The sequence below is a fragment of the Bacillus sp. AFS012607 genome (genome assembly GCF_002558005.1).
In the GTDB taxonomy this organism is placed as follows: Bacteria; Bacillota; Bacilli; order Bacillales; family Bacillaceae_G; genus Bacillus_A; species Bacillus_A thuringiensis_S.
In genome coordinates this window covers 1-15,395 of the sequence record NZ_NTVM01000026.1, presented here as the reverse complement: position 1 = coordinate 15,395, position 15,395 = coordinate 1, and the positions used below count along the sequence as shown (strand labels likewise).

The window sequence follows — 15,395 nt, the reverse complement described above, 5'->3', positions numbered from 1 at the left end:
TTCCTTTAAAGTATCGCATGCATCATTCTCCTCAACACATTTTCCCTACAGTTTAGCTTCATTTAAAAAACTTTGCAACAGAACCGATTTGTCTATCAATAGAACAAAGTTGATATTTTCAAAAATTCTAATTAGTTTTATTGTTAATATAGGTGCAAAGATAATGGCATATAAAAAGAAGGTGACAGATTCCTTATGGAATCCAGCCTTATGCTGATAATCCGAATAAACGACTGATTAACTGCATCTGTCTTGGAATAGATTTCACTCCTTGAGAAGTTTGGGGTATATACATTACTTCTACTCCAATTATCACTTTTCTAGCTGTTTGTAATGATTTCAATCTAAGCATATTTAAATTAATTTTCAAACGCTTTAAAATTTTTGCGCCAGAACTCCATCCTATCCCAAAAAAGGAGCCAATAGATTATGTCTTTTGAAAAAAATGAAAGACATAGGTAAAGAAGAAAAAGCATGGAAAATGGAATAAACAAAAGTAGTTGATGAATGGAAAAAGAAGGTAGAAGAATTAGATGTGAAAGATGATATCAAAGACCTCTTTTCATATGAAAAAGATGCAGGTAGGACAAAAGAAAAAAGAAACATTAGATGTTTTATTAGATAGGGTTACTACTATTTTGGGGCGAGAGGTTCTCATTATAAAAGAAGGATAAGTTTGCAGTCAATACTATACAAGGAGTGGATTATGATGCCACTAACAGAAAAGGAATTAAAAAAACAAGTCAAAAAAGGACCAGAAGAAAAAAAAGAGTTTGAAAAGAAATTCGAATCAAAAGAGGCAGCTCAAAAAGCAGAATTAAAAGATACAGGTTTAAAAGAGAAGTTGAAAAACGGAATAAAAGATAAAAAATGGAGTACTGAGGATACCAAAAAAATAGATACATTCCTGGAGCAAGTGCCTGTAATTAAAGAAGATTTGCATATCACTGTTAGAATGACAGATTCTTATAAAAAAGAAGATACAAACAAGAAAGAAACGAAAGATAATAACAAGGTTACTACGATAAGTAATGAATTTTATACAACAGAAAACTTGAGTAGTAATTTAGAAAATTTAAGAGCGAATGAGGAACTAATCCAAATTCAGATCCCCGCTGGAGAACGCGTTGGCTATTTCAGCGGAGAAAAGGCAGAAGATACACACATTTTATTACGAAAAAATGCCGTGTATCAAATTGATGAAGTGGATGGGAAAACTAAAACAGTTATAAAAGGGAAGATGCGTGTAATTTGGAAAGCGAAATTAATAAAAAGCAAATCAGAAAACACACCAGAAGACAAACTAAAGGACCCGAACTCAACGTTTAATGCGAAAGAATATGGGGATAAGTGGATTAAGAAATTAACGAAAAGCGAATTAGCCGCTATGAAAAAGTACACAGGAGATGACTACGATGCTCTAAACACGTATTTACGCACGGGGGAAATCCTACCTAATTATTCAAAAGGGGATTTGAAGCAAACGATAGCGTTCATGGATAAAGCAATCAAGAGAGCTTCTCTTCCAGAAGAAATCACAGTGTATAGACGCAGTACGGAGCAGGAGTTTCAAAGGGATAAAAATTTCTTGAAACACATGTTCGATCTTGATTTTGATTCATTAGGTTCATTAGATTCATTAGATACCTATATTCAAAAAGCAATCAATCTTGTGAAGGCTAATATTGGTAAGGAAAATATAGATAAAGCATATAGAAGTACATCTTTAAAGAGCGAGGGTTCAGGAGATCCATTCTTCCTAAAGAGGCCCATTAGAGTAGAGATAACGATTCCAAAAGGTACTCATGCACCTTACTTAGAGAGTATTTCTAGTTTTCCAGAAGAAAAGGAAATATTGTTGCCGCATGGATCGAAATTTATAATAACGGGAGCATCTACCGTTCAAGAAACGTTAAAAAATCAAACAATGAATATATTGGTGATTCGGGCTACGGTGGTAAAGTAACCCCAAGGGTTCCATTACAAAAATGAGTAGCTATATACAATACCTGTGGTCTCGTTGCATTCCTATTATCTAAACCGTCACGAAAATATGTATATTTTGTATAGTGCATGGTGCGAAACAAAATAAGCAAGATACTTTTGCCTGGTGTGGAGTAAAATGTTTCACATCGCTAGCAGGCTTCCAGCCTAATAGGTACGAAACATGACGAAGAACGTTCAATGAGGCAAAAATATCGAAAATTACCCCCAGGTTTACTACTATTTTGGGTCGAGGAGTTCTCATTATAAAGGAAAGCTAAATTTGTACTAAATTCGATACAAGGAGTAGATCATGATGCCACTAAAGGAAAAGGACATACAAAAACAAGTCAAAAAAGGGCCTGAAGAAAAAAAAGAGTTTGAAAAAAAATTCGAGTCAAAAGAAGCGGTCAAAAAAGCAGAATTAACAGATACAGGTTTAAAAGAGAAGTTAAAAAGTGGAATAAAAGATGAAAAATGGAGTTCTGAGGATATCAAAAAAGTAGATACATTCCTGGAGCAAGCTCCTGTATTAAAAGAAGATTTGCATATTACTGTTAGAATGACAGATTCTTATAAAAAAGAAGATACAAACAAGAAAGAAACAAAAGATAATAACGAGGTTACTACGATAAGTAATGAATTTTATACAACAGAAAACTTGAGTAGTAATTTAGAAAATTTAAGAGCGAATGAGGAACTAATTCAAATTCAGATCCCCGCTGGAGAACGCGTTGGCTATTTCAAAGGAGAAACGGAAGAAGATACACACGTTTTATTACGAAAAAATGCCGCGTATCAAATTGATGAAGTGGATGGAAAGACGCAAACAGTCATAAAAGGGAAGATGCGTGTAGTTTGGAAAGCAAAATTAATAAAAAGCAAATCAGAAAACACACCAAAAGACACAGCAAGGGACCCGAACTCAACGTTTAATGCGGAAGAATATGGGGAGAAGTGGATAAAAAAATTGACTACAAAAGAAAAAGAGGCTATGGAAAAGTACACAGAAACCAATTCAGGTATGTTCGGCAAAAAAAATCTCTACACGGCTATCAATACGTATTTACGCACGGGAGAAATCCTAAAAGGTTATTCAGAACACCAGTTGAAGGAACAGATAACATTCATGGATAAAGCAATCCATAGAGCCTCTCTTCCAGAGGATATCAAAGTATATAGACTCAGTGAGGCGGTGGAGTTTCCAAATCCTACAGTTGGTGAGATAAATATCGATAAAGCATATAGAAGTACCTCTTTAAATCGAGATGTATCAGGCAATTCTCTTTTCCAGAAGAGACCCATTAGAGTAGAGATAACGATTGCAAAAGGTACTCATGCACCTTATTTAGATAGTATTACTCAGGTGCAAGGAGAAAAAGAAATATTGTTGCCGCGTGGAGCAAAATTAAAAATAGCGGGAACATCTACCGTTCAAGAAACCAGAATGATTCTAAATAGTGAGACAGGAAAAAGAGAGCCTAAACTCATAAATATATTGGTGATTCAGGCTACAGTGGTAAACTAACCCTAAGGGGTCCATTATAAAAATTAGTAAATATATAATATCTGTGGTTTCGTTGCGTTCCTAGTATCTAAACCGTCACAAAAATACGTATATTTTGTATGGTACATGGTGCGAAACAAAATAAGCAAGATACTTTTGAATGGTGTGGAGTAAAATCTTGTACATCGCTAGCAGACTTCCAATCTACTAGGTCTTAAACATGAAGAAGAACGCTCAACGAGCGCCACTGCTCTCAAAAGTATAATCTAAAACGAGCTTGAGTCATCCCATGATGATGTACGTGGGCTCTTATGACAAGAGAAATGTAAACGTAACATAAATACAATACGAGGAGGTTGCATAATGGCAACAACCAATTCTGTTTCACAAAATTCTTTCGATTTAGCGCCCCTAGGGTTATATGGGGTTTTTTATAAAAACGCTCTTTTTCAGGACATGATACTAGGGGTTCAAGGAGAAAATGATGGAGGGATTTTTCATTTTATGAGCCCTCAAAAGTATCAATCCGATTTGCATCGCACTTCTTTTGAATCAGCTAGATGGGTTGGAAGACTGAAAATCTCTGAAGCGGGTGATTATCTTTTTTCTTCATCCGATAAATGGCGTTCTTGTATGAAAATTTGGAAGCAAGTTACATTTCAAGTTTCACCAGATGTACTGAAACAAATGACATGCACAGAAGATAAGGACAACAAAATATATAAGATTCCGGAAAAAACAGATCCTAATGCGAAGAATGCCTTTCGTGTAACATGTAAGCAAGGCGTGTATCAGGTGTTAAAAGAAGACAATGAGGATGACAACTGGAATGTGGAGATACGTGTACCTAAGGCATCCAATGGGAAAACGTATAGCGGAACAATTTCATACCTGATGCAACAAGGAGATCTGACTGGTCATCTAGAGAAAGGAATCTATAAAATCCGAGTTGAATATATGCCACTTATACCAATAGTAGCGAATGAAAACATCTTTACATTATATTGGCAAACTCCTACAATTCTAAAGAAATCAGGAGGAGATCCTGCTAAGAATACGGTAATCCCTACGAAAAATTTAAGAGGACCCGATCTTTCAGATTCAGATTATTTACCTACACATATTACCGATAATTTATTTAATAGTAAGCAATATATAATTCTTGATTCAGAGGAAATACAGTCTTTGGTATCTAGTAATCAGCATCCTGAAACACCAACCAATGTCTCATATAACCGTATATCAGCAGATACCAAGCTGACAGATGAACCTAACACAGATGAGTCCAAAGGAGCAGGTGAGGCCATCAACATAACATTAGATCAACTGAAAGCTATGACGCTTATACAAAATCGTATTAAGCAGATCGGGAACGATCAAAATGTGATGGAAGAGCAAATGAAGCGTTGGGCGAAAGCGCGCAAGGACCAAGACACAGCTTTCAATGTGGAAACGATGATACAATTAGTATGGAAAGATGAAGCACCTAAGTTCATTCAGCAGTTAAAGGATTCTCTTTCGATACTACAAAAGCAAACATCCAAAAATCTAATTTCCACTCTTCGAGACCTCATTAAGGACGTAAACCCGCAAACAAATGATTTCAAGCTCGAGTTACTGGAAAAATTCATTTCGGAGTTAGATACTTTTTCTAAAGAAGAAAGTACTTTGATGAAAAAATCATTGAAATTATCTAGTACGGTGTCTACCCTTAAGACAACATTAGGAAATATGAAGGAGTTGCATCCAAGTCAAAAGCAAACGTCGGTGGCAGCTAAAGCTGCCTGGAACAAGGAATATGTAAATAATGAGGATCCTAAGAAAAATTTAGACCCGGATTATGATGTGACAAATCCACATGCATATCATGCCGATGCGAATAACGATGGGATAACTAATTATAATTCTATGCATGGTTTTACGGTTACACCCGATGGACAAATACAGCCTTATGGAATGAGGAAGGATTTGCCAACCTATTATTGTAATTATCGTCTGAAAAGCACAACAGGAGATCCGTTTACAGACACGAATAAATTAATCAGTGAACGATTGTCTAATATATCAAAGCTGGCACGCAATCCTTTAGTAGCAGCTTATCCACATATAAATGTAAACATGGTTGGTTTTCAGTTAATCCCAGAAATCACTAAGACTGAAGGAGTCGCAAAAACCTATGAATTTTCTGTAAGTAATTCTCGAACAGATTCGCAGACAACTAGTACTGGGCAAACACATGGAACGGAAGAGGCGATACACGGAGAGATATCAATATCAGAAACACCCTCAATTGGAGGGGGAGGCTCGAAGAGTTGGTCGAACAGCTTATCAAATGAGATGTCCACTTCAAACACTATAGAAGTAAACACCACCAATGGCCAAAATGAGTCTACGTCTTTTCAAAAGAGCTTTAACACAGCAAATTACGCGATATTTAATGGCTTGATAACATATCGAAATTCAGGAACTGCTGGTGTCAGTAAGTTATTACCAACCTTCAATTTAAATTACCATGATGGAAATAAAATGGAACCTCTTGTTACTGTGAAGCCAGCAAAAGATGGAGGGGCAGAAGTCGGCTTACTTCAGCCAGATGCCTCGTATCCTTCTGATGAACAGAAAGGCCCTTTAGTTATTAAATCAACTGATGCTTTTAATGCAAATCAAATTCAGGTGTCTCAAACACAATTTCATGCCATATTGTCAGGGCGCCCAATGAGTTTAAGCTTGTTACAATATGATGGTTATATACCAGATGGGGAGCCAACCTTCAAAACCCAATGGGTACAGAATTTAGATAAAATACAAGAGCATACAGCCCATTTGACCCTGATTACACCGGAGGGTGACATGTATGATAGACGAATTGCAGCACCAAGAGAGAACGATTTAGGATACAAAGGCATCAATCCAGACAAACAACTAGGCAAGCATCCCTTCTCTTATGTTGATATCGATAAAGCCCATCGCTTGACAATTGGAGAGGCCATAACACTTGCATTCAGTGATGATCCATCACAAAAATTTGTGAAAAAAAACAAGAATGGAATTAAGTATGATCTGCAGTCAAAGAATGTGAAAATTACGATGTCTAGGCAGACCAAAGAGGCTCTAAAGAAACAACTGGATTTTGCAAAGACGGAGATAGAAGAAACACGATTTCATTTGAAAAAGTTAGATTGGGAGGAAACAGAACAAAACAAAAAGATAGAGAACGAATTTAAGACGTTACAAATGAAAGACGAAGATAGAAAAGAATGGTTATACAATTTCTATCAGAACAAACCGATACAAAAAAACTGGAAACCCTTGAACAAAACAAACAATTTATAGAGGATCAAATCGATCATATCAAACCAAAAAGTTTGCAACTTCCCGTAGCGGATGTCGAGCAGCTTCAAACACAACTTGACAAGATAAAAGACGAGATTGACAAACTAGGGGAAGAACAGGAGGGGTATAAAGAGAAGATGGACAATCTTCTGAGGCAGGCAGGAAAAATGTTGAAGCAAAAACAAATTGATGATTGGACAAAAAAGATAACAAAAAAGATAGCAAACATGGATCTTGTACAAGAGTGGATTCAGAAGCAACGGATAACAGGAGAGTTCTATTTGGACGAAATGAAGAAGACGCTCAAAAAAAAGAATTTTTATGATTATGAACTTCTACAAGGAATGCGCTTGATTATACAAATCCCACCTTTGGTAACTGCAACATTCAAAAATGCTACAACAAAAGATAAGAACACGTATCAAGAACTGTACTTGAAAAATCATTTCCTACAAGAAAAGCTAAAGTATCGCATTAAATTACGTCCGCCTTCATCGACAACAAAGTCAACAGATGCGCCGGAATTGGGTTCTTTTATCCCAGCTACAGAAAAAAACGTATTTGGATATAAAGAAGGGGTACTAGAACCGAACGCAGAGCAAAATACGAAGATTCCACATCTTTCTAATAACGATCGGATTGAAGTGTGGATTCAAAAAGATGGAGAAAAAGAGTATAACCTTCTGATTTCAAAAACGGTAGGACAAATACCAGGTTTCCGAGCCGACAAACCAAAAGTAGACACAAGAAAACTGACAAAGAACTTCACATTCCAGACATTTAAAGTGGATTGGTCCTACCCGAAAGCGTGTAATGGCGTAGTACTCTCTATTCCTTCCCCTGAGATATTAAAAGAGTTTCTATCCTTTATATTAGAGGTAACGGACCTTACTACCAACAAAACGGCTAGTTATGGACCTGTACTGGCATCAGAAATAAGAAAAAACATTGTACCCGAAAAGAACGCGGCAAAACAAAGCTGTACCTTTGATTTTTCTCTTTTTAAGGACTTTGATATGAAAAAAAATTACTGGGGATATACGTTCACACTGAAAGGAAAATTAGATGAAGCGGTACCGAGCGGTTGGGAAAAGCAACAACCTGGTTCTTGTCATAAAGATGAGAAGGACAAGATGAAAAACTGCGCTACATTAGTACCTACATTTAAAGAACCAAGGACAATTGAGCTATGTAAACAAATTTTCCCTGGAAAAATGTTTAGTCTAGAACAGTATATGATTGCTTTTAAAAATAAAGGAACACTTTCTAATCCTCTCACAAATCAGAAATCAAAAGTAAATGGGGAGCATGTCACATTTAATAGCGTATATCCGGAATTCGTAATTGAAAGACAGGGAACACTTTCTAATCACCCACTTCTTCTTGCTGGTATTAAAAAAGTTACTTGCACCTTTAAGAACACGAAAAAGACAGAAGTAATCACTCCAACCGACACACAGTTTACAATGGAGAATAATGCATTACATGTTCGCTTTAATACCAAAATAGATGTAACACAAAAAGAAGAACCTGATGGATGGCAAGTTGTAAGAGAGGTTTCCAAAGGCGCTTTGTTAAACTTCTTGATTCCCTCAGCAGTCGAGAATATTAAGCATGAATACAATAAATACAGCACATATAGTGCAGAAGTAGACGGATTGATTCAGTCAGACAAACGAGATAAAACAATGAAGATTCAGATTACTGTGGATAAAGATATATTGACAGATAACAATCATGAAGATCAAATGTTTACGATTTTCGAGACAAAAATATAATATAAGGGCGCCTATCCATATATTGTTAATTCTGAAAGCATACAATTGAATCCATGGATCCCCAGAAAACAATAAGAATAGGGACACGGCTATATCATTGGGCCTATATAGCCGCTACCTGTTTTTTTATACAAAGAAAGGAGCAAACATCGTATGGCAAACATGCAAGCCCTTCCCAAAAACGGGCTATTAACTTATTATTTCGAATCCCCATATTTTCAAAATCTATTATTTTTTTCAAAAGGAACGTATACAGATACAAAGGTACAAGTAGATCCTAAATTTATTTCTCCTGATCAAAAGGTACGCGCAGTGAGGTGGTTAGGAAGAATTCAACCGGAAGCAACAGACGAATATTACTTTTCTACATCAGATGACGCATATGTGATCCTACAAATACAAGATAAAGATATCGTAATTAATCGAGATGAGTATAATGCCGTATCCTTAACAAAAGATCAACTGTATACGATGCGACTAGAATATGTATTGCCTGATCCCAAACCCGTTGAGGAGATAAATTTATCTTTGAAATGGTGGTACAGTGGGGCTACAGACGGCCAAAATATTCCAAAAAACAAGATGTATGTACCTGATTTTGAAACAGGGACAGGCATTACCGACCTTTCAGTTCATTTATTTAAGGGAGATGAAATTCATGGCGAGTAAAGTTAATTGTAATAAATTCCCTAAACATCCAAACTGTAAGAACTGTAAAAAAACACCTGGAACACCTGGAACACCTGGAACACCTGGAACACCTGGAACACCCACAACACCTAAAAAGGATCCATTCAAGGAATATGACAAGCTAAACCAAAAAATACAAAAAATATTAGAAATAGATAGCGATGGGGATGGAATCCCTGATGCCCTAGAAAAGAATGGTTATACAATTTCTGAAGTATTTGATCAGGAACACGGCTATTTTAATGTCATGCCTTGGTCCGAAACATACGATCATAATCCTGATTTTTATAATCATCACCCAAAATATATTTCGAACCCCTTTGACAAGAATACAGTAGGGGACCCTTACACAGATTTAGAAAAAGCAGGCCGAAGCATCTATATAGAGGGGAGCATTTTACCGGAAGCCTATCATCCATTAGTAGCTGCTTGTCCAAGTGTTGCAACATTTATGGAGGGGTTTATTTTAAAAGATGTGCAAGACAAAGAAAATACCAGCACAACTGGTCAATCTTATCATACAAGTTATGGATTTGAAGATACGAAAACGGTTGGAAACGGAACCGATTTAGCTAATTCAGGAAAGCTCGAGTTCGGCGGAAAAGGCGTAAAAAATGGAAAAGGAGGAGAACAGGGAGGCGAAACATCAAACGTTTCAGGTTCAGTGCACCTTTCTAGGAACTTAAAACACCATACGAATGAACAACAAGGGGTGACAACAATCTCCTCCTTGCAAGAAGCTCATCAGCAAACTACTGAATCATCAACAACCATTCATTCGGCAAGTGCTGCCATCTTACAAGGAATTGTTCGTTATCAGAATATGGGGACCGCTAAGATTAGTAATATGCGTCCGACACTGAATTTTCAAGTGGAAGAACGACCGTTGTTCACGTATAAAGTACCTGACGTAGTAGCAAAATTAAGTCCAGGAGACAGCTATCCATCTTTAGATGCAACAGGAGCAATCGTTACCCCGGGCGATTCATTTCAAGGGCATCCGTCTACCATCGATACAGGAGCAAAAAAGAAGCTGGCAGAAGGAAAACCATTGAAAGTCGTGACAACTCAAATTGACGGAACATTCAAAGCTACAGCTGGTTCGGGAAAGTATGCCCCAGGAAAAGAGGTAGAGTGGTCCCAAGTAACAGATACAATGATGAAGCGCACAGCACGTTTACTCTTAGAAACACCAAATGAAACGCTAGATAGAAGAGTCGCGGCTCCTTCCACAGATGAGGTTGTTGGAAAACCCGACAAAACGAAACCAGAATCGGGTATACCGCGAATTACAGTGGAACAAGCCATACAAATTGCATTTGGAGCCCGAAAAAATAACCGCGGTAATCTCGTGCTGACAACACAACAAGGGCTGACGTATAAAATCGATCGTTTGCGTGTAGCGTTGCATGTGAATGAAGACACAGATGCATTAATCTCGAAACAGCTACAAGCTTTTAAGGACAAAGGCGACGATACGAAAAGTGTATACGATGTGACTCTCACGAAAGAGATGGTTATTTTAATTAAACCTATTTTAGAAGTAAATGCTTTTTTAAATAATAACTATTTATATATAGAAAATTACTTTGACCAAAGCTTGTCGTATAGTGTATGGAAAAACACAGGAACAAGCAGCGAGCTACTGAAACAAGGAATTGTACCGTCTGCTTCCACGATAGGAACCGGCTACCTATGTGATAATCCGGCTGAAGAGTTATACATTTTGGTGTCAAAACAAGTATCCCAAGTTATTTTTAAGGGGAAAGTTTCAAGTTTACAAGGGTTTAATTGGAAAGAAGAAAAAGAAGAAAAACTACTACCAATGCAACAATGTTTTGAGAAATGTAAAGGTTTTACAAAGGAAGAATTAAAATCTTCCAAACCCCCTGTGATGTATTGGCATACGGATTATGGTGATGATACATGGTGGAGATTGGATTATAAAACCAAAAGAAATCGTAACCTCACAATTTTATACAGAAGAAAATTAGGAGATGAGACGAAGCAAACTAGAGAAGCTGGATTGGGAACTGATAGAGAGGTCCTTCTGTTTAAGAAAACAGAAGGATTAGATCTTAATGATAAACTTTCTGTCCAAATAGACGGAGGTAAAAAATATGATTTAAACTCACATTTTGATTTTAACCATTGGCTAGAAGTACCTCCCGGGAATAAAAGAATATTTGATCTAAACCTATCTATAAGATATCTAAAATATGATTATAATAAAATAGTAGAGGATAGAGTAGAAAACTTAGGACCTATCAAGGTTCCTAACAGGAAATTTTATACACAAGAACATAGACTTTCTAAAACTCAAGTGAAAATTTCAGAAAAAAAGAAGGTTCTGTTATATCAAACAAGTGATTCTGGTGAAATATGTTTGCTTAATAAACAACTGGAAAACGTCTCTTATTGCATACAAACGCCTTATCAAGAATGGATAAGGAAGGGTGAGTTGCGTCCATTCGAGATATTAAAATTCACTAAAGGAAATCCGATTATTCCAAAAAGCTATAAATTTGGTACCTTCCAACCATTAATGTCTGATGAAATAATTATTACTATTGATGATATACCAATTTTTTATGGAATCCCAGAACGAGATTTTGTGTATAAGGAAAAAATAGATACCTTGCAGAAAGTTTGTTTAGATTATTGGCATTTAAATGAAAATAATGGTCATCAGACTTATGATTATGTAAGTTTTAAACCACTAAATGGTGAACTTATTAACACTATGAGGGATTTTGAACTCATAGTTGAGCACAATAGTATTGGAAAACATTCCACACGTCCTTTAGAATTAAACGGAAAATTGATTGTTAATTTCTTTGATTACACAGGTGATACAAATCAGCATCCAAGAAAAGGACAGCAGGTGGATATTATTGCTCATGATATATTTGGAAATACACATACTGTATTTAGTGGAAAAGCGGAATTAACAGATGCTTTATGGAAAGCACAATATAAAGTAAGTGAGTGGCATAAAAAAGGTGAACAGTTTGATGCCTTATACCTTTCTCCTATACCAACTGGCCTTACAGAAGATGTAAAGTCATATGATATCCAGATTAATCAGGATATATATAAATCTGTTTCATTTGAACGTCAAGATAATGGTGGATATGTTCGAGATCAACGATTGAAATTAGATTTTTCTAATAGTAAATTCTATCAGGAGAAGCTTCCAAGATTAGGAGATTCTATTAAATTAACTATTCATACAATGGATGATAAGTGTGTTGAAATTGATTTAGGAAAAGTAGAGGAATGTACTAAGCCAGACAGTATTAATATTTTGGAAAGGGTACATGTGATTACAGAATGGACTAAAAAAGATAATCATTATACATGTGTACATTTTAAAGAAGGAAATAAAGAAGAGGAAAAGGCACAGATAGATCATAGTAAAAGCTATGTATCAAGCTATTTGTTTAAGGTGAATAATCGTTATTATGGAGAAATTTCTATAAGTAACGAAACACGAAAATTGGATTTAACGGAATGTAATAACAATATGAAGATACAAAAAGGAGACTATGTTGAAATCTATGCGTATAAAAAAGATGGAGAAGGAGTACTCATTCAAAGTCGATATGCTGGCACCACAGGTCTTCTAGGGGCGTATCCGACAACAGATAACATAAAAAAGGCGAGCTACATCACAAATTGGGCAAAAGCAAATTATAGATACACCACATTCACATTAAATATAGCTGATTCAATTGATAGTTATATAAAAAAATATGAAGGATGTATCAACAATCATATCATAAATCTAACTCCAAAGGGTTTAACGTTTGCGTTTGATACAGACAAAGAGCCGCGTCATGGAGATATCGTGCAGTTGTTCGCCTATACGTATTCAGGTGACAAGATTGAGTTATGGAAACTGCCTGCAGGAGCTACTGAACCAGTCAATGATGAGGAAGTTCGCTCTATCTATGAAGTAAAAGGATGGGAAGATACCAACCAAACGATTGTTTTCAATACGAGTGACTTACAGGATTGTATCCAAGCGTATATCCAGTCGTATACAATTGAAGTTTGGAACAAATCGCAAACAAAATGGGAAACGTTTGGTAAAGCAATTCAAATGAATGAAAAGGGCCAACTACGTTTACAAGATTGTAAAGCATCTCAGCCGATGCCTCAACCGCCTAACTTCATAAGAGTTCAAACTAACTTTTTTGATTCTGAGCGAAAACCAGTTGTCATAATGATAAGAATTGTAGGAGAGATAAAAAAACCACCAACTGAAAAAGAGATGAAGGACGCTCATACAGGCTTTGTATGGAATTTTGAAGGAGAGCAGTTGAAGTCTATTACATTCCCTCATGTAAATCTTGCGTTAGCAAATTATATTTCTTCTTATCGAGTAAATAAATGGGCAAATGTGATACCAGAAAAAAGCAAATTTACAGTAGAAACGAGTGGACTCACACTAGTATTTGAAAAACCGATTGATATCGCTAGTATGCATGAAGTCGCTGTAGGGGGAGGGAGAAAGGAAAGCCAATTAGTAAAAGACGAATTCTCTGCTGTTGTATATTGGATGAATATAGAAGGACGGCAATTAATTGAAACTCTAGTAATAGGAGATCATGTCGGCAAAACCGATGTAAAGGGAGTAGTGCCTGTACGCTCTATGTCAACAGGAGATATTGTGAAAGCACACCAGATAGATTCTTGGATATTCACATATGACCAAAAACAGGTAGAAGGATTCGCTCTACGCCAAATGCCAGAGCCTATTTTAGCACAGATTGATTATTATACAGTCGTATTGGATGAGAAAGAATTTCCAATGCCAGACTATAGCCATTATAAGGGGAAAATGAAAGAGCAAAAAACATTGGAATCAGAACCTGATGCTAAAACGAAAAAGGGGTATGTATTTAGATTTGATGCATTTCAGATTCCCTATGCGAATCATCCAAAGCCAGGAAATGAAATAACAATTAAAGCGAACTTGGTAGGCGGATCTAATTTGATTGTTATCGATAAAAAGAAAATCGAACTCGAATAGGGAACGTCATATTACGTCAGTAAAGTAGACACAGAAAAACCTGTACGTTCCTACATGGAAAGATGCTATAGTATCAAAATTAATGGTACGTAACATCTTCCTCCAGATTACGTTAAAAATCAAACTTTATCTTTGGAAACAGGGGAAGACAAGGACGGAAAAGCAAGTGGACCACAAGGCCTTCCAATTAGATTTAATACGTTTAATCTGACTGGTGGAGTGAGAAAAGAACTGCTGAGTCCGGGGGATCCTTTAGATGTAACTGCGCATTTAAAGATAACTCCTCATTGAAAATAATTAAAAATTAAAAAAATTCATCTAAAGAGTAGAGATAATATAAATTCCTTGAGAATAGACTCTTGTTTTTACAGGAGTCTATTCTTTTGCCGATGGACTATATTTTGTAAGTTTATCCTTAAATATGTAGGTTTTATCTTAGGAAGGACATAGAAAAATAAATACCGAACAAAGTTCGCACGAAATACCGTTTTTACGAACAATAAGATATATAAATAAAAATCTAATACAGTATTTAGGGATTTCGAGCTTGTTAGCATGAATCTCCGTATATTGGTATGTGTCCATATAATTCATATTTTATATAGAAATTATCAAATACTAAACTACTCATTGAAAATTTTTATAGTAAATTACATTTCAATTTATAAAAGTTTTTCTTATGTTGATCTATTTAACTCCTAATAATCATGATTAAAATGTATTTATTTTGTATGAATTTATATATGAAAATTTTTTTATTTTGCACACCTGTTAATGTGATTTTTGTACTAATTCTTATAGCTTAATACAGATTTATCGCGTGCTTATCTATAATTTTATTAGAATGACTACACCATCCTTATTTAATTTGGAGTATATTTTAGCATCCCATAATTTAATTATATAAATAAGTCTGTGTAAAAATTGAATTTAATGCGAACTTGTGTTCGTGTATCTTTTCTGTTATAGTATATATGAGGTGATTTTTATGGATTACAGCAAACAACGTCAAAAATCCGTACATCGTAAGAAATTATACGAGAATTTAAATGAAATGCCCTTTTAC

At 35.7% G+C, this 15,395-nt stretch carries 6 protein-coding genes; all 6 read left to right on the top strand.

Going from position 1 to position 15,395, the window contains the following annotated elements:
* Nucleotides 1–709 precede the first annotated feature (709 nt).
* The 6 genes from CN409_RS25850 (at nt 710) to CN409_RS32425 (ending at nt 14,329) form a co-directional block, all read left to right on the top strand.
* Nucleotides 710–1,966 carry an ADP-ribosyltransferase gene (locus CN409_RS25850; RefSeq protein ID WP_097981488.1) on the top strand — a complete coding sequence of 419 codons (1,257 nt, stop codon included), beginning with the start codon at nt 710–712 and terminating at the stop codon, nt 1,964–1,966.
* Nucleotides 1,967–2,296: 330 nt separating this feature from the next.
* Complete coding sequence (locus tag CN409_RS25845; RefSeq protein ID WP_240518668.1) at nt 2,297–3,511, top strand: ADP-ribosyltransferase; 1,215 nt, start codon at nt 2,297–2,299, stop codon at nt 3,509–3,511.
* 342 nt (nt 3,512–3,853) lie between these two features.
* Nucleotides 3,854–6,823, top strand: coding sequence for a binary toxin-like calcium binding domain-containing protein (locus CN409_RS25840; RefSeq protein WP_098217951.1), 2,970 nt, complete (start codon nt 3,854–3,856; stop codon nt 6,821–6,823).
* Nucleotides 6,748–8,601: a hypothetical protein gene (locus CN409_RS25835; RefSeq protein WP_098217949.1), complete on the top strand. Its 1,854-nt coding sequence runs from the start codon at nt 6,748–6,750 to the stop codon at nt 8,599–8,601. The genes CN409_RS25840 and CN409_RS25835 overlap by 76 nt, the downstream gene beginning before the upstream one ends.
* Before the next feature lie 153 nt (nt 8,602–8,754).
* Nucleotides 8,755–9,270: a PA14 domain-containing protein gene (locus tag CN409_RS25830; protein ID WP_097891094.1), complete on the top strand. Its 516-nt coding sequence runs from the start codon at nt 8,755–8,757 to the stop codon at nt 9,268–9,270.
* Nucleotides 9,260–14,329, top strand: coding sequence for a binary toxin-like calcium binding domain-containing protein (locus CN409_RS32425; protein WP_240518666.1), 5,070 nt, complete (start codon nt 9,260–9,262; stop codon nt 14,327–14,329). The genes CN409_RS25830 and CN409_RS32425 overlap by 11 nt, the downstream gene beginning before the upstream one ends.
* The last annotated feature ends 1,066 nt before the right edge of the window (nt 14,330–15,395 follow it).

Excerpts from the sequence above, each read along its gene's own strand:
- CN409_RS25835 (WP_098217949.1), top strand. The coding sequence starts at position 6,748 with ATGGTTATACAATTTCTATCAGAACAAACCGATACAAAAAAACTGGAA.
- CN409_RS25845 (WP_240518668.1), top strand. The coding sequence starts at position 2,297 with ATGATGCCACTAAAGGAAAAGGACATACAAAAACAAGTCAAAAAAGGG.
- CN409_RS25850 (WP_097981488.1), top strand. The coding sequence starts at position 710 with ATGCCACTAACAGAAAAGGAATTAAAAAAACAAGTCAAAAAAGGACCA.
- CN409_RS32425 (WP_240518666.1), top strand. The coding sequence starts at position 9,260 with ATGGCGAGTAAAGTTAATTGTAATAAATTCCCTAAACATCCAAACTGT.
- CN409_RS25840 (WP_098217951.1), top strand. The coding sequence starts at position 3,854 with ATGGCAACAACCAATTCTGTTTCACAAAATTCTTTCGATTTAGCGCCC.
- CN409_RS25830 (WP_097891094.1), top strand. The coding sequence starts at position 8,755 with ATGGCAAACATGCAAGCCCTTCCCAAAAACGGGCTATTAACTTATTAT.